Consider the following 15731-nt stretch of genomic DNA (forward strand, 5'->3'; position numbering starts at 1 on the left):
GTACGCGGGCCGCTCTTCATGGAAATCCCCTGAGCTGGGGAATTTGGAGGAGGCCATTGGCCTATTGGTATGGACCAAGCACTGCTTATGAATCGGTGGTCCAGCGCGGGAATGAGCGGGGGCGCCGGGGCTCCTCGCCGCCTTCCAGCAGGCGCCGCCCCCGCTGGAGGTCGGCCTCATGTTTCAAAAGAACCGCCAGGGTGCTCTCCAGGGTCTTGCGGTCCAGGTGCTGGGCGTTCAGGGCCACCAGCGCCCGCGCCCAATCCAGCGTCTCGCTGATGCTGGGCTGCTTCTTGAGGTCGAGCCGCCGCAGGCGCTGCACCAGTTCCACGGCCTGGCGGGCGAGCTGCGGGGCGAGCTCCGGCACTTTCAAGCGGACGATCGCCAGTTCCTGCTCTAGAGAAGGGTAATCGATGAACAGATAAAGGCAACGCCGCTTGAGGGCCTCGCTCAGCTCACGGGTGTTGTTGCTGGTGAGGAAAACCGTGGGGATGTGCTTCGCCCGCAGGGTGCCCAACTCTGGGACGCTGACCTGGAAGTCGCTGAGGACCTCCAGGAGGAAGGCCTCGAATTCGGCATCGGCGCGGTCGATCTCATCGATCAGGAGGACCACCGGTTCGTCGGAGAGGATGGCCTTCAGCAGCGGGCGGGGGAGCAGGAAGCGGATGGAGAAGAAGACGTCCTCTTCCTGGGCGATGCGATCCGCCGCCTCCCGCAACGTCGAGGCGTCCGCCAGGACCGCGTTCAGCTTGTCCCGCAGCAGCTGGGTGTAGAGCATCTGTTTGGCGTATTCCCACTCGTAAAGCGCCTTGGTTTCATCCAGGCCCTCATAGCATTGTAGGCGGATCAACGGGCGGCCGGCGGCGGCCGCCCACGCTTTGGCGAGCTCCGTCTTGCCCACCCCAGCGGGACCCTCGATCAGCACCGGTTTGCCCAGGCGTTCGGCGAGGAAAACGGTGGTGGCGATCTCATCGGAGGCGATATACTGCTGGGCGGCCAGGCGTTGTCGGACCTCCTCAATCGAAGAGACCATGGACCCTCCTTTATAAGCCCGACTGGATCCTCAGGTGACACGGTCTGCCCTTTGACCCTCCTTCCCACCGCCCTTTGCTCGTTGCGGGAGCATCGCGCGTGGATCCAATGGTCAGGGGAGTTGCCCTTAATTCTAAAAACCCCAAGGGATTCCGTCAATTTCTCCCCCGGCAGGCTGGACCTCCCGCGTTGCCCGGTAATCTCCACCATGATGCGTCTGATCGCCCAAGCGCTTGCGAGGGGGTAGTCCTCCCAACGCGGGATGTGCCTATGGAGAGGCACCCCGGGAGCGCCCCAGGGCAGGCGCAGGGCCTGCCCCGACCGGAGGCATCCACCTCTTGGTGTGGGTGCTCCTTAGGGGTCGGGTTGTCCGCCTTCGCCAGGCCGTGGGATCATCCGCACCCTTCGGGGGGACTACTGCTTCTCCGCCGCATATCCCTAAAACAAATGTGGATGAAGCGCTACCTGCAACGGGAGGTTTTACGAAACCACCCAGGTGAACCCAGCTGGGGTGCCTGATCCCCTTCAGTTGGGGATCCGCAGTGCAGAGGCGGATGGCCCCGACCCCCCGAAGATCCTCAAGGACCATCAAACCTCAAAAGATATGGACAAAGCATTAGTTCATGGATTCACAAACTGGCGGAAGCAAGGAAGAGCGCTTGAACTTCCTCTGAACTTTAAAGGATTAAGGTATTTTGTAGGATTACGCCGTTGATCTTCTCCCTAAAGGCCTGGGCAGCCCAACGGGGTGATTGGGAGCCGGGCACTTCGGCGTTTGTTTTCCTGCAGAGGGGGAAGGGGAAAGGGGCTCTCCACGCTTCGATCTCCTTCTCGTAGGGATTATGTGGTTGGGAGCTCGCGAGAGGAGGCGGAAGGCCCCGCCCCCAAGCCCTCTCTATTGTTTAGATATTGGGGTCCGATGTGGGGCGACAAAGGCCGCGGGCAGTTTCTTTCATGGTGCGGATCTGGCTGGAGGAGACCCAAAGCCAGGGACGGTTGCGAGGGGAGGTATCGGATCTCCATACCGGGGAGACGCGACCGTTCGCTGATGAGATTCATTTGCTTCGGTGCCTCTGGGCATGGATCGAGCAGGCTGGAAGCAAACGATCCGTTTCATTTTTTCAACCTCTTCACAAGGAGGGATCCATGAGCGAGCTGACGGCGCGGGACGTGATTATGCGGATGCCTGAGGCCTTCCAGCCGGATAAGGCCCAGGGTGTGAGCGCAACGATCCAATATTCCCTCACCGGGGAGGGGGGCGGCGATTGGTATCTGGTGATCGCCCAGGGCGCCTGCTCCGTCCACGAGGGCAAGGCCGAGAAGGCCGATGTGACGCTGACGATGGACGCTCAGGACTTTGTGGATATCGCGACCGGGAAGCTGGATGCGATGAAAGCCTTCATGAGCGGCAAGCTGAAGGTCAGCGGGAACATGATGTTGGCCACGCGCCTCACTTCGTTCTTCCGCATCGGGTCATAGCCAGAGGAGGTGGGGCGGGGGTCTTTGCTTAGGCCCCGCCCTTTCCCTTTCGGGGTCCCACCCTTCCCGTTTTCCCTCCGCTGGGGAGACGGGCGCCGTGATGTTCTTAGCCCACGTGGTCGCTGATCTGGATCTCTCAAGGTGGGATGGAAGGCGCTCGGCCCCTGTCCTCCGACCTCGGGGAGGGGATGGACGGCGGCGCTCCGATACCAGGGGCAAAGAGGGGCAAGTCGGCCCCATTGCGCCATTCAGGTTGTTGGAAAACTCCGGCTCAAGAGTTTAGGGAGGTGGCCATGGAGGAGCGGCGATGGCATCGCTTCTATGATTTCTGGGTGCCACGCTCGTTGACCTATCCACGGCAGCCCTTAAGCGCCCTGATGGATTTCGCGGCGAACCAGTATCCGGATCGCACCGCGACGATTTTCTATGGGGCGGAGCTCACCTATAGGGAGCTCCGCCGGCATTCCGTCCGCTTCGCTACCGCGCTGGATGCCTTGGGGATCCGACCGGGGGATCGAGTGGGGTTGATGCTGCCCAATTGCCCGCAATTCTTTATCGCCTTCTATGCCATCCTCCGCCTCGGCGCGGTCGTCGTTCCCCTGAACCCCCTCTATGTGGAACGGGAGCTCCGCTATGTGGTGGAGGATAGTGGGATGCGGGCCCTGATCGCTTTGGACACCATGGCCCCGAAGGTCATGGCCGTGCGCGAGCAAGCCGGGCCGGAGCTCGTGATCTTCGCCGGCCTGCAGGATTACATGCCGGAGGCCGTCCGGCCGCTTTACCTCCAGCGGGTTCAGGCCCAGGGGATGAGCGTTGAGACGCCGACCGGGCCCGGGCTCTATCGCTGGGCGGATTTGATGGAACGGGCGGGGGAGCGGTTCTTCCAACCCCCGGTGAACCCGATGGAGGACGTGGCGGTCCTCCCCTACACGGGCGGCACCACCGGCCTGCCGAAAGGGGTGATGCTCACGCATTTCAACCTGTTCGCCAACGTGATCCAGGCCTATGTCTGGGCCCGGGAGTTCGTCCGGAGGGGGGAGGAGCGCTACCTGGTCGTGTTGCCCCTCTTCCACTCCTTCGGCATGACCTCCCTGATGAACGTGGGGATGTTTAACGGGGCCACCCTTATCCTTCTCCCTCGCTTCGATGTGGACGAAACGCTGAACGCGATTCGGACCTACCAACCCACGTTCCTGCCGGCGGTGCCGACGATGTATATTGCCCTCTTGAACCATCCGCGGGTGGCCGAATCCGGCCTCGACTCCATCCGCCTCTGCAACAGCGGCGCCGCCCCCCTGCCGGTGGAGGTGATCCAGCAATTCGCCCGGTTTTCCTCGGGCACGTTCATCGAGGGCTATGGCCTGACGGAGGCTTCCCCCATCACCCACATCAACCCGATCATGAACCTGAAGAAGTTGGGAAGCATCGGGCTCCCGATCCCCGACACGGATGCGCGCATTGTGGACGTGGAGACAGGGACCCGTGAGCTGGAGCCCGGCGAGATCGGGGAGCTGGTCATCAAGGGACCCCAGGTGATGAAGGGATACTGGAACCGACCGGAGGAGACCGCTCAGACGTTGCGAGGCGGCTGGCTCTACACGGGGGATATCGCCCGGATGGATGAGGATGGCTATTTCTACATTGTGGACCGCAAGAAGGATATGATCCTCACCGGCGGGTTCAATGTCTATCCGCGGGAGGTGGAGGAGGTTCTCTACGCCCATCCCGCGGTTCTGGAGGCCGCTGTGGTCGGCGTCCCCGATCCCTACCGTGGGGAGGCGGTGAAGGCCTACGTGGTCCTCAAGCCCGGCGCCCAGGCCTCCGAAGAGGAGATCGTGGAACACTGCCGACGGAACTTGGCGCCTTACAAGGTCCCCCGGAGCGTGGAGTTCCGGGATTCCCTTCCCAAGTCGATGGTGGGGAAGGTGCTCCGGCGGCTGCTGCGGGAGGCCGCGCCGGCTGCCGCGCCTTTGCCGACCGTTCCCCCCGATGTCTCCGTCCGCGCCTTCTTCATGGAATGGGCCCCCCGGCTCTTCGAGGCCGCTGTTGCGGCTGCACCTCCGGAGGAAATGGAGGGGACCACGCTGGTCGTCCGCTATCGGGTGGATGGGGAGGTCTTCACCCTACGGGTGGAGGATGGCAAGCGCCTCTCGGTGATCGAGGGAGAGAGCAGGGAGACGCCTCATGTGGAGCTGATCCTCGGCGCCGACGAATGGCGGGAGGCGATCACAGGACGTCTTTACCTCGGCGAACCTCCCTACCTGGCCTTTCGGACCCGGCGTCGCTTCGAGGCGCTCCAGCGCCTGAAGGGAACCGTGCGCCTGGAGCTGGAGCGGCCGGATGGGACCCTGTGGCGGGCGACGGCCGTTTACAACGGGGCGGCGGAGCCCTCCGGGACGCTGCGCATGACCACTACGGACTACAGCTCCATGCAGCGCGGGGAGCTGGACGGCCAGCTGGCCTTCGCCACGGGGAAGTTGCGCTGGGAGGGGGATTTCACGCTGCTGATCGGCCTGCGGACCCTGCGGGAGTGAGCGGCGGCTTAAGGGTTTCAAGTTCTCAGGAGGAGGGAAGGCGATGATCTCATTTGAGCCGACGGATGAACAGCGGATGCTGATCCAAACGGTCCACGCCTTCGCTGAGGAGCACCTGCGCCGGGTGGCGCGGGAGAGCGATGAGACGGGCCAGGTTCCGGAGGATGTGATCCTTCGTGGGTGGTCGATCGGGTTGCTCCCCAGCATGATCCCGGAAGCGTATGGGGGGTTCGGCGAGCCTTCGGCCCTGACGAGCGTCCTGGCGCTGGAGGAGCTCGGTTGGGGCGATTTCACCCTTTCGCTCTATCTGCTGGCCCCTCACGCGGTGGCCCTCCCGATCCTGCTCTACGGGACCGAGGAGCAGAAGAAGACCTACCTGCCCCGGTTCTGTGAGGAGCGTTTCATCAAGGCGGCGGCCGCCCTGATCGAGCCCAGCTTCCTGTTCGATCCGTTCCAGCTGAAGACCACCGCCCGCCGGGAGGGCGAGGAGTATGTCCTCAACGGGGTGAAGATCGGGGTCCCCATGGCGGCGGAGGCGGAGCTGCTCCTGGTTTACGCCAGCGAGGACGGGCGAACCCAGGCCTTCTTGGTGGAGAAGGGGACGCCGGGGCTGGTGGTGAAGGAGCGCGACCGCTACGCGGGGATCCGCGCCCTGCCGACCTATGAGATCGCCTTGGAGGATTGTCGGGTTCCCCTTTGCCAGCGCGTGGGGGGCGAGAACGGCATCTCGATGGAGCGGTTGTTGGAGCGCTCGCGGGTGGCTCTGGCCGCGTTGGCGGTCGGGCTGGCCCGGGGAGCCTTCGAGTACGCGCGGGATTACGCCAAGCAGCGGGTGCAGTTCGGGGAGCCCATCGCCCATCGCCAGGCGATCGCCTTCATGATCGCTGAGATGGCCATCGACATCGACGCGGCCCGGCTCATGGTCTGGGAGGCGGCGTGGAAGCTGGATCGGGGGGAGGAGGTGAGCCGGGAGGCGTATCTCGCGAAGCTTTTCGCCGATGACATGGCCCTGCGGGTGACCGACGGGGCGGTTCAGACCCTGGGCGGCCACGGCTACATTCGGGATCACCCGGTGGAGATGTGGCTGCGCAACGCCCGCGGCCTCCCCATGCTCGAGGGGCTGGTGATGGTGTGAGCGGTTCGCGGGTTCCTCGGCGGGGGAAACGTGGCGCCCGGGTGAAGAAAACCGAGGGGAAGGAGATCTCACCCCCAAAGGATCTTTCCTCCCCCCCTCCCTGCGGCCCAAAGGGCCGGGGGGAGGGGGGATCCAGGGGGTGGGGCCATCCGCTTCCTCGGCCGTATATCCTCCAAACAGAAGAGGCATTGGGAGGTGGCGCATGATCAGCTTTGAGATCCCGGAGGAAATCCAGCAACAGCGGGAAATGGCCCGCATGGTCGCGGAACAGCTCATGCGGCCCAACGCCCGCTACTATGATGAGCACGAGCACGAGATCCCTTGGGATTTCGTGAACACCATGTGGCCCATCGTGCAGCAGGATTGGACCCGGATTGTGCGGCGGGCGGAGCGTCAGCTGGCCGGGGAGCAGCCGACGGAGAAGAAGCGCGAGGGGCCGCGTTACGATAACCTCCGGATGATCCTTTTGGTGGAGATGCTCACCTGGGGCGATGCCGGCCTGTATCTATGCATGCCTGGGCCGGGCCTGGCGGGCTACTCGATCAACGCCGTGGGCACCCCGGAGCAGAAGGTTCGCTTCCTTAAGCGCTATACCGAGGGCGGGCCGAAGTGGGGGGCGATGGCGGTGACGGAGCCGGGCGCGGGCTCGGATGTCTCGGCCATCCAGACCACGGCGAAACGGGAGGACGGGCATTGGGTGCTCAATGGGGAGAAGATCTTCATCACGAACGGATACCTGGCCCTGGAAGCTTCGGATGGCATCGTGGTGGTCTGGGCGACGATCGATAAGACGGCCGGTCGGGCGGGGATCAAGCCCTTCGTGGTCGAGGCGGGGACCCCTGGGGTGAGCATCACCAAGCGGGAGCACAAGCTGGGCATCCGGGCCAGCGACACCGCGGCCATCCGTTTCGACAACGCCCGCATCCCCCTCGACAACATCCTGGGCAGCCCGGAGATCCTGGACACGGCGCGCACCGATGGGTTCAAGGGGGTGATGGTGACGTTCGACGCCTCCCGGCCGGTGGTGGCCGCCGGGGCCCTGGGCATCGCCCGCGCCGCGATCGAGTTCACGAAGGAGGTCCTGGAGAAGGAAGGCATTCGGATCCGCTACGGCCTCCCGCGACACCAGCTGACGGCCATCGAGCGGGACGTGATGGAGATGGAGGCCATGCACAAGGCGGCGTGGCTCCTGACGCTGCGGGCGGGATGGATGTTGGATCAGGGGAAACCGAACGCCCTGGAGGCCTCCATGGCCAAGGTGAAGGCGGGCAAGGCGGTGACCTGGATCACCTACAAGGCGGTGGAGATCCTGGGGCCGCTGGGTTACTCCACCCGCCACCTGGTCGAGAAATGGATGCGGGACGCGAAGATCAACGACCTGTACGAGGGCACGGGCCAGATCAACACCCTGATCGTCGCCCGCCGCGTCCTCGGGCTGACCAGCCGCGAGCTGAAGTGAAGGGTGGGCCTTGGACCCGCTCCAGGGGCACCCGCAAGGGGTGCCCCTGCTCGCCTGTGGGCCCGCATGGATGTGTATAATGGATCATGAATTACACACCCACAGGTGGCTAAGGATGCGCCGGATTCAGATCGTCCTGGAGGAGGAACAGTATCGCTGGTTGCGCCACGAAGCTGGGGTGCGCGGCGTCTCGATCTCGTCCCTGGTCCGGGAGGCGATCGAGGCGTGGAGGGCGCGCGACGGGTGGCCGACCATCGAGCAAAGCGCTTTCTGGACGCTGGTTGGGAAGGGCCAAAGCGGCCAGCGCGGCCCGGCCATCAGCGAGCACGTGGACGACTGGCTCTATCCGTCCCCTCCACGCCGTCGAAAGGCGCCCCGCAAGGGAACGGCGGGCGAAACGGGGCGCCGGCTCTAGCCAGCTTTCAACGCGGAGGAGGGGACCTTTGCCTCGACCCCGGCTGATTGTGGACACCAGCGCCCTCTACGCGCTGGTGGATGCCAGTGATCCGAATCATCCCATCGCCAAGGAGACAGCGCTCCGGCTTCGGAACGCCGAATATCTCCTTCTGGATCTGGTCTGGGTGGAGATCGTGACCCTGGTGAAACGGGCGCTGGGATCGGAGCTGGCCATCCAGGTGGGGCAGGAATTGCTGGCCGGCCCACCTTTCACCTTCTATCCCGTGAAGGGGGAGGATTTCTCAGAGGCATGGGCGCTGTTCCAGCGCTTTCGGGATAAGGCCTGGAGTTTTGTGGATTGCGCCATTCTGCATGTGGCCCAGCAGCTCAACGTTCAGGAGGTTTTCGCTTTCGATCATCATTTCGACCAAATGAGCGGTCTGGGGATCCGGCGGATCCCGGAGGGGCGAGGACGGCGATGAGTATCCCAATCGATCTGCGAGATCAGGTGGCGATCGTGACGGGCGCCTCGCGGGGCATCGGGCGGGCCATCGCCTACGCCCTGGCCCGGGCCGGCGCCCGGGTGGTCCTGGCGAGCCGGAAGGCTGAGAACCTGGCCCCGGTGCTGGAGGAGATCCGGGGCCTGGGCGGCGAGGCCATCGCCTGCCCCGCCCACACCGGCCGGATGGCGGAAGTGGAGCGGCTGGTGGAGGAGACGGTTCGGGCCTTCGGCCGGGTCGACATCGTGGTGAACAACGCGGCCACCAACCCGCACTTCGGCCCTACCCTCGAAGCGGATGAGGGCCAGTGGCAAAAGATCCTGGAGGTGAACCTCCTGGGCTACTGGCGGGTGGCGAAGGCGGCCGTTCCGGTGATGCGGGCGCAAAAGCGGGGCAAGATCCTCAACATCGCCTCGGTGGCCGGTTTGCGCCCTTCCCCGGGGATGGGCCTCTACGGCGTCTCAAAGGCCGGCGTGATTATGCTCACTCAGCTGTTGGCCCTGGAGCTCGCTCCGGACAACATCCAGGTGAACGCCATCGCCCCCGGGGTCATCCGCACCCGCTTCAGCGAGCTCCTGTGGAGCACGCCGGAGATCGCCACACGGATCCTGCAGGCGACCCCTCAAGGGCGGTTCGGGGAACCGGAGGATGTAGCCCGTCTGGCCCTGTTCCTGGTCTCGCCGGCGGCCGACTACATCACCGGGGCGGTCTTCGTGGTGGATGGGGGCCTCTCGCTGACCGGCGGGCTGGCGTAGCGTTTGGAACCACATCCCTTGGAACCCGTGGGGCGCAAGTGCTGCCCCCACGAATCGAACATCGAGAGGTCTCGTGAGATGGAACCGCGAACGCACTGGGTATCCGGCGAGGTTCGACTTCGCGTCCTGGAGTGGCCGGGGGAGAAAGGGACGATCCTCGCCCTCCACGGCTTGACGGGTTATGCGGAGACTTTCCTGCCCCTGATCCCAGCGCTGAACCCGCCCTATCGGGTGTTGAGCATGGATCTGCGCGGCCGCGGGGGAAGCGAGCAGCCTGCCGATGAGCGGGCTTATGGCCTGGACGCCCATCTCCGGGATATCCGGGCGGTGTTAGAGGCGCTCGCTCCGGCGGGCGCGTTGCTGATGGGTCATTCTCTGGGTGCCATGCTGGCCATGGCCGTCGCCGCCGAACACCCCGATCGGGTCCAGGGGGTGCTTCTGTTCGATGGCGGGCCGCTCCCCTCCCGCGCTTTCTCTGAATCCCTGAACCAGGTGCTGAACGCCCGGTTGGAGGAGCTGCCCTCCCCGGAGGCCTTCCGGGAACTGATCCGCTCGATGCCCTTCCTGCAGCCGTTCGACGAGCGCCTGATGCCGATCCTGGAGGCGGGCCTGATCCAAGAGCCGGATGGCCGGGTGCGGGTGAAGTTCCCTTCCCGGTTGGGGAAGTTGGAGGCGATGGAGCTGGGGACGATCTGGAACGAGCGGCTGCGCGCTTACCGAGGGCGGATCCGATGCCCGGCGCTGTTGGTAAAGGCTCCCGTGGGCACCTTCGGGCCGCACGATCGTTTCTTCACCGAGGACGAAGAGCATCTGCTCCGCGAGGTGATCCCCCAGGTGCGAATCGTAGAGGTGCCGAACACCACCCACTACACCATCGTGCTGGGCTATCATCCGGAGCGGGATCGCCTCGTGCGGGCGTTTGTGGAGGAGGTGCTGGGGTGAGCTGGGCGCAGCGGATCCGAGATTTCGGGGGGGAGGGCCCGCTGATCCACCTGGCGGTGGCGAACGGCTTCCCCCCCGGATGTTACCGGCCGCTGATGCAGGCCCTGGCCTCCGCTGGCCACGGGGTGAGCCTGCTCCCTCGCCCCCTCTGGCCGGATGGGGAGAGCCCTCGACGGGGGATCACCTGGTATACCCTGGCGGAGGACCTCATCGAGGCCTTCGATGCGTTGGGCTGGCGGGGGGCCATCGGCATCGGCCATTCCATGGGCGGGGTGATCACGATGGTCGCCGCGGTGCGGCGCCCGGATCTCTTCCGGGCCCTGGTGCTGATGGACCCCGTGCTGATGGATCCCAAGGTGTTGCAGCTGTTCCGGATCCTTCGGGCGCTGGGCCTGGGGGCGCGGCTCCATCCGCTGGCCCGGCGCGCCCGCCGACGACGGCGGGTCTGGCCGGATCGGGAGGCCGCCGCCGTCCATCTCCGATCCCGCCCGCTGTTCGCCGCGTGGCACCCGGATGCCTTCGCTGGCTATCTGGAGGAGGGCCTGCGCCCTTCCCGGGATGGTCAGGTCGTCCTGGCCTATCCGCCCGAGTGGGAGGTCCACATCTTTGTGAACGTCCCCCATGATGCCTGGCGGTTCGTCCCTCACATCCCAGTGCCCACCCTGGTGTTGCGTGGGGCGGCGACGGACACGTTCACAGCGGATTCGGAAGGCCGCTTCCGCCGTCTGAAACCGGATGCCCAGTTCGAAGTGATCCCAGGGGGCCATCTTTTCCCGATGGAGCGGCCCGAGGAAACCGCTCAGGTGATCCTGCGGTGGATCCGCGGGCGGGGGCGTTCGCTCGACCTAGATGTCCCCGAACCCCCCGCATCCGCGGCCGGCTCGTAACGCCTGGAGATGGCTGTCCGCAGTGTCGAAAGAACAATTTGGAGGAGGCTTCCGATGGGCTACACCATCCGACGGGTGGCAGTGATCGGTGCGGGGACGATGGGCGCGGCCATCGCGGCCCATCTGGCGAACGCGGGGTTCCCGGTGGACTTGCTGGATATCCCCCCGCGATCCCTGACGCCGGAGGAGGAGGCGAAGGGTCTGACGCTGGAGCATCCAGCGGTGCGCAACCGGATCGTCCGAGCCGGGTTGGAGCGCGCGCAGAAGGCAAAACCCGCGGCCTTCTTCGTGGAGGAACGAGCGCGGCTGATCCGAATCGGGAACACGGAGGACCACTGGGATCGGCTCCGCGAGGCGGATTGGATCATCGAGGCGGTGGTGGAGGACCTGGCGGTCAAACAGGAAGTGATGGCCCGTGTGGAGGCGGTGCGCAAGCCGGAGGCCATCGTCACCACCAACACCTCCGGCCTTCCCTTGCGGGAGATCGGCGCCGGGCGTTCCCCGGAGTTCCTCGCCCATTTCGCCGGCACCCACTTCTTCAACCCGCCCCGCTACCTGAAGCTGGTGGAGTTGATCCCCGGCCCGGCCACGAAGCCCGAGGTCCTGGAAGCCTTGCGGCACGTCCTGGAGGTCCGCCTGGGCAAGCGGGTGGTCTTGGCCAAGGACACCCCCAACTTCATCGCCAACCGCATCGGGTTCATCGCCGGAGCGTTCACGAACCAATATACCCTGCAAAACGGCTACACCGTGGAGGAGGTGGATGCCCTCACCGGCCCGCTGATCGGGCGGCCGAAGACCGCCACCTTCCGGCTGTTGGATCTGGTGGGCCTGGATGTGGCGGCCTATGTGGGTCAGCACACGGTAGCCGCCCTGGCCCGTGATCCCTTCGTGGCTCTGGTGAAGGATTCCCCGATGAACCGGGTCATGGCGGCCATGATCGAACGAGGCTGGCTGGGGAACAAGGCGGGCCAAGGCTTTTATAAGAAAGTCGAGACCCCGGAGGGGCCCCAATACTGGCCGTTGAACCTGGAGACCCTGGAATACGAGCCGCCGCGGAAGCCACGCTGGGACTCGGTGGGGCGGGCGCTGAAGATCGAGGACCTTGGAGAGCGCCTCCGCTTCTTAGTGGCCCAAGAGGACCGGGCGGGCCAGTTCGTGCGGGAGGTGCTGGATTTCTACCTAGCCTATGCGGCCTATGTGGCGCCCGAGGTCGCCGACGACATCGTGGCGGTGGATCAGGCGATCCGCTGGGGCTTCAACTACGAGCTGGGCCCCTTTGAAACATGGGATGCCCTGGGGGTGGCGGAGACGGCGGCCCGCATCGAGGCCCGGGGCTGGCCGGTGGCGGAATGGGTGAAGGCATTCCTGGCGGCCGGGAACCGGACGTTCTACCAATACGAGAACGGCCGCGTGGTGGGGTATTACGATTTCAAGACGGGAACCTATCAGAGCTTGGTCCCCCATCCGAAGGCCATCATCCTCAAGGATCTCAAGCGCGAGGGTCGGGTGCTGGAGCGCAACCCCAGCGCCAGTCTGATCGATCTGGGCGATGGGGTCCTCTGCTTGGAGTTTCACACCAAGGCCAACGCCCTGGACCCCGATATCTTTGCGATGATGCAGCGGGCGCTGGAGCGGCTGGACCGCGAGGACTGGGTGGGGATGGTCATCGGCAATCAGGGGGAGCACTTCTGCGCCGGGGCCAACGTCTTCGTCATCGGCGTCTCCGCCCAGCAGGGGATGTTCGAGGCCATCGCGCAGGGCGTCCGGACGATGCAGAACCTGATGATGACCATGCGCTATTTCCACAAGCCCATCGTCACCGCGCCGTTCGGGATGACCTTGGGCGGCGGCGCCGAGGTGGCCATGCACGGCGCCCGCATGGTGGCCTCCGCAGAGACCTACATCGGCCTGGTGGAAGTGGGGGTGGGCCTGATCCCGGCAGGCGGTGGATGCAAGGAGATGATCCGCCGGGTCTTAACGCCTGCGATGCGGACGGAGAACGCCGATCCGCTGCCGTTCCTCCGTCGGATCTTCGAGACCATCGGGACGGCCAAGGTGGCGACCAGCGCGGAGGAGGGGCGGGCCCTGGGCTTCCTGAGCGACGAGGACCGCATCGTGATGAACCCGGACTTCCTGCTCTACGAGGCCAAGCGCGAGGTGCTTCGCCTGGCCGAATCCGGCTACCGGCCGCCGTTGAAGGCCAAACTCTACGCCGCTGGCCGGGATCTGTTGGCGGCCCTGCGGATCGGCGTGTGGCAGCTGCGCGAGGCCCGCTACATCAGCGAGCACGACGCGAAGATCGGGGAGAAGCTGGCCTACGTGCTCTGCGGCGGGGATCACCCCGAGCCCACGTGGGTTGACGAGGAGCACTTCCTCGACCTGGAGCGGGAGGCCTTCCTCTCGCTGTGCGGCGAGCCGAAGACCCAGGAGCGGATCTGGCACTTCCTGCAGACCGGGAAGATCCTGAGGAATTGAGCAAGTTCCTTTGCCCCTGCGCCCCCGAGGCGGCGTGGGGAGCGGATGGGGAAGGGCGTCCCAAGGGTTCTTCCCCATCCTTCAACATCCAGCCAGGAGGCCCACGATGCGTGAGGCAGTGATCGTTTCCGGCGTGCGGACGGCCGTGGGGAAGGCGAAGAAGGGGACCCTTCGGACCACGCGGCCGGAGGTTTTGGCGGCGACGGTGATCGCCGAGGCGCTGCGGCGGGCCCCGGGGGTGGAGCCGGGGATGGTGGACGACGTGATCTTGGGCTGCGCGATGCCCGAAGGCCATCAGGGGCTCAACATCGCCCGCATCGCCGCCCTCAAGGCCGGCCTTCCGGTCAGCGTCCCCGCCATGACCATCAACCGGTTCTGCTCCTCCGGGCTCCAAGCCATCGCCCTCGCGGCGGAGCGGATTATGAGCGGCGGGGCGGAGATCATCATCGCCGGCGGGGTCGAATCGATGTCCTTGGTGCCGATGACGGGTTTCACGCTGCGCCCCGACCCGGAGCTGGCGTCGGCCTGGCCGGAGGTGTTCATCAGCATGGGGCTGGGGACGGAGCGGCTGGCGGAGAAGTTCGGCATCTCCCGCGAAGACGCCGACGCCTTCTCCCTTCGCAGCCACCAGCGGGCCATCGCCGCCATCGATGCGGGCAAGTTCCGGGACGAAATCGTTCCCCTTGAGGTGGAAGTGGCGGAGCCGGCCGAGGATGGCCGGGTGGTGCGGCGCAAGGTGATCTTCGACACCGACGAAGGGCCCCGGCGGGACACGTCGATGGAGGCCCTCTCCCGACTCCCGCCGGCCTTCAAGAACGGCGGGGTGGTGACGGCGGGGAACTCCTCGCAGATGAGCGATGGGGCGGCGGCCGTGGTGGTGATGGAGCGGCAGCGGGCGGAGGCCCTGGGCCTGAAGCCCATCGCCCGGTTCGTCGCCTTCGCGGTCGCGGGGGTGCCGCCCGATCTGTTCGGCATCGGCCCGGTGGAGGCCATCCCGAAGGCCCTGCGGATGGCCGGGCTGCGGCTGACGGACATCGATCTGATCGAGCTCAACGAGGCCTTCGCCGCCCAGGCCCTGGCGGTGATCCGGAAGCTGGAGATGGATCTCGATCGGGTGAACGTGAACGGCGGGGCCATCGCCCTGGGGCATCCGTTGGGGTGCACGGGGGCCAAACTGACGGTTCAGATCCTGAATGAACTGCGCCGTCGGGGCGGCCGTTACGGGATGGTCACCATGTGCATCGGGGGCGGCATGGGCGCCGCCGGGATCTTCGAGATGCTTTAGGCTCCATGCGGCCGCCGCCGGGGTTGTGCTTCTGGAACGGCCGGGAGGGCTGCTGAAGGCGCCCTCCCGGGTTGTGTTCGTGGTGGTCATGGATGGAGGGGCGGCTTTGAAGTTTAGGGGGCGGAGTTCACCGGGCTGGCGAACGCATACTGGTACCGATGCCACGCCCGGGGCGCCCAGGCCTGCCCCGGCAGCGGCTCCCAGACCACCCACACCCCCGCCCGGGGATCGTAGAGGCGAACGCCAAAGCGGTTGCCGTTGGCGTCGTAGGCGTAGACGTAGCGCTGGGTTTGCTGGGATGGCCCGCTGACCCGCACCGCCTCCAACAGCCGGTCCGCTGCATCGTATAGGTGACCTCGAAGACGGCCGTCCCACGGCCGTGGTCGTCATCACCGTCCGCAGCCCCACCCTGTTCACCTCGTATGCAAAGGCGGCGATGATCGTCCCGTCCAGACGGCGATTCACCAGCGAAATCAGCCGGTTGGCCCGGTTGTAGGCCGCTCCGGCCACGGTGCCGTCAGCACGGTTTTTGCTTCCTCAAAGCGGCTCGGGAGGCGGGATATGGGCAGCTTTAAGGAGCAGAAGGCCGCTGCAGGCGGCCTTCACGGTTCTTGCAAGACCTCAAAGCCGTATCAGGAGAAGCCCTCATCGAACCGGAAGATCGGGACTGCGAATCAGGGGGACTACCCTTGTTTGTAGCAGAGCACCCCAGCCAATGAATCCGGACATTCTACACTGAGGATACGCTGGGAGGGAAGCGGGAGGCCCCATCCCCCTGGATCCCCCCTCCTCACAGCCCGAAGGGCCGTGGGGAGGGAGGATAAAAGGTGTTCGGGTGGTGAGCCGGGCACC

General features: G+C 65.6%; 13 protein-coding genes. 11 read left to right on the forward strand and 2 right to left on the reverse strand.

Going from position 1 to position 15731, the window contains the following annotated elements:
* Nucleotides 1–85: 85 nt before the first annotated feature.
* Complete coding sequence (locus tag ACFMO5_RS10980) at nucleotides 86–1033, reverse strand: AAA family ATPase (protein ID WP_376792794.1); 948 nt, start codon at nucleotides 1031–1033, stop codon at nucleotides 86–88.
* A 1145-nt stretch (nucleotides 1034–2178) separates the two neighbouring features.
* Here ACFMO5_RS10980 and ACFMO5_RS10985 point away from each other — a divergent pair.
* The 11 genes from ACFMO5_RS10985 to ACFMO5_RS11035 all read left to right on the forward strand — a co-directional run bounded on the left by ACFMO5_RS10985 (nucleotide 2179) and on the right by ACFMO5_RS11035 (nucleotide 14879).
* Entirely contained in the window at nucleotides 2179–2511 is a 333-nt protein-coding gene (locus ACFMO5_RS10985; RefSeq protein ID WP_376792795.1) for an SCP2 sterol-binding domain-containing protein, read from the forward strand.
* Nucleotides 2512–2804: 293 nt separating this feature from the next.
* Nucleotides 2805–5045: a long-chain-fatty-acid--CoA ligase gene (locus ACFMO5_RS10990; protein WP_376792796.1), complete on the forward strand. Its 2241-nt coding sequence runs from the start codon at nucleotides 2805–2807 to the stop codon at nucleotides 5043–5045.
* A gap of 43 nt (nucleotides 5046–5088) precedes the next feature.
* Nucleotides 5089–6180: an acyl-CoA dehydrogenase family protein gene (locus ACFMO5_RS10995; RefSeq protein WP_376792797.1), complete on the forward strand. Its 1092-nt coding sequence runs from the start codon at nucleotides 5089–5091 to the stop codon at nucleotides 6178–6180.
* Between the two features lie 202 nt (nucleotides 6181–6382).
* Nucleotides 6383–7639: an acyl-CoA dehydrogenase family protein gene (locus tag ACFMO5_RS11000; RefSeq protein WP_376792798.1), complete on the forward strand. Its 1257-nt coding sequence runs from the start codon at nucleotides 6383–6385 to the stop codon at nucleotides 7637–7639.
* A gap of 115 nt (nucleotides 7640–7754) precedes the next feature.
* Nucleotides 7755–8054 (forward strand): CopG family transcriptional regulator, encoded by a 300-nt coding sequence (locus ACFMO5_RS11005; RefSeq protein ID WP_376792799.1) that lies wholly within the window; start codon nucleotides 7755–7757, stop codon nucleotides 8052–8054.
* 28 nt (nucleotides 8055–8082) lie between these two features.
* Nucleotides 8083–8517 carry a type II toxin-antitoxin system VapC family toxin gene (locus ACFMO5_RS11010; RefSeq protein WP_376792800.1) on the forward strand — a complete coding sequence of 145 codons (435 nt, stop codon included), beginning with the start codon at nucleotides 8083–8085 and terminating at the stop codon, nucleotides 8515–8517.
* Entirely contained in the window at nucleotides 8514–9290 is a 777-nt protein-coding gene (locus ACFMO5_RS11015) for an SDR family oxidoreductase (protein ID WP_376792801.1), read from the forward strand. Before ACFMO5_RS11010 ends, ACFMO5_RS11015 begins: the two co-directional genes overlap by 4 nt.
* Nucleotides 9291–9368: 78 nt before the next feature.
* Complete coding sequence (locus ACFMO5_RS11020) at nucleotides 9369–10232, forward strand: alpha/beta fold hydrolase (RefSeq protein WP_376792802.1); 864 nt, start codon at nucleotides 9369–9371, stop codon at nucleotides 10230–10232.
* Complete coding sequence (locus tag ACFMO5_RS11025; protein WP_376792803.1) at nucleotides 10229–11119, forward strand: alpha/beta fold hydrolase; 891 nt, start codon at nucleotides 10229–10231, stop codon at nucleotides 11117–11119. The genes ACFMO5_RS11020 and ACFMO5_RS11025 overlap by 4 nt, the downstream gene beginning before the upstream one ends.
* Before the next feature lie 54 nt (nucleotides 11120–11173).
* Nucleotides 11174–13594, forward strand: a complete 2421-nt coding sequence (locus tag ACFMO5_RS11030) for a 3-hydroxyacyl-CoA dehydrogenase/enoyl-CoA hydratase family protein (protein WP_376792804.1) — start codon at nucleotides 11174–11176, stop codon at nucleotides 13592–13594.
* Between the two features lie 106 nt (nucleotides 13595–13700).
* Nucleotides 13701–14879, forward strand: coding sequence for a thiolase family protein (locus ACFMO5_RS11035; protein WP_376792805.1), 1179 nt, complete (start codon nucleotides 13701–13703; stop codon nucleotides 14877–14879).
* Between the two features lie 113 nt (nucleotides 14880–14992).
* Here ACFMO5_RS11035 and ACFMO5_RS11040 read toward each other — a convergent pair whose 3' ends face one another.
* Nucleotides 14993–15196 carry a hypothetical protein gene (locus ACFMO5_RS11040; RefSeq protein WP_376792806.1) on the reverse strand — a complete coding sequence of 68 codons (204 nt, stop codon included), beginning with the start codon at nucleotides 15194–15196 and terminating at the stop codon, nucleotides 14993–14995.
* Between the last annotated feature and the right edge of the window lie 535 nt (nucleotides 15197–15731).

The organism is Thermoflexus sp. (assembly GCF_042408365.1).
In the GTDB taxonomy this organism is placed as follows: domain Bacteria; phylum Chloroflexota; class Anaerolineae; order Thermoflexales; family Thermoflexaceae; genus Thermoflexus.

Coding starts and splice junctions, on each gene's coding strand:
- ACFMO5_RS11030 (WP_376792804.1), top strand. CDS start 11,174: ATGGGCTACACCATCCGACGGGTGGCAGTGATCGGTGCGGGGACGATG.
- ACFMO5_RS11005 (WP_376792799.1), top strand. CDS start 7,755: ATGCGCCGGATTCAGATCGTCCTGGAGGAGGAACAGTATCGCTGGTTG.
- ACFMO5_RS11000 (WP_376792798.1), top strand. CDS start 6,383: ATGATCAGCTTTGAGATCCCGGAGGAAATCCAGCAACAGCGGGAAATG.
- ACFMO5_RS10995 (WP_376792797.1), top strand. CDS start 5,089: ATGATCTCATTTGAGCCGACGGATGAACAGCGGATGCTGATCCAAACG.
- ACFMO5_RS11015 (WP_376792801.1), top strand. CDS start 8,514: ATGAGTATCCCAATCGATCTGCGAGATCAGGTGGCGATCGTGACGGGC.
- ACFMO5_RS10990 (WP_376792796.1), top strand. CDS start 2,805: ATGGAGGAGCGGCGATGGCATCGCTTCTATGATTTCTGGGTGCCACGC.
- ACFMO5_RS11020 (WP_376792802.1), top strand. CDS start 9,369: ATGGAACCGCGAACGCACTGGGTATCCGGCGAGGTTCGACTTCGCGTC.
- ACFMO5_RS10980 (WP_376792794.1), bottom strand. CDS start 1,033: ATGGTCTCTTCGATTGAGGAGGTCCGACAACGCCTGGCCGCCCAGCAG.
- ACFMO5_RS10985 (WP_376792795.1), top strand. CDS start 2,179: ATGAGCGAGCTGACGGCGCGGGACGTGATTATGCGGATGCCTGAGGCC.
- ACFMO5_RS11035 (WP_376792805.1), top strand. CDS start 13,701: ATGCGTGAGGCAGTGATCGTTTCCGGCGTGCGGACGGCCGTGGGGAAG.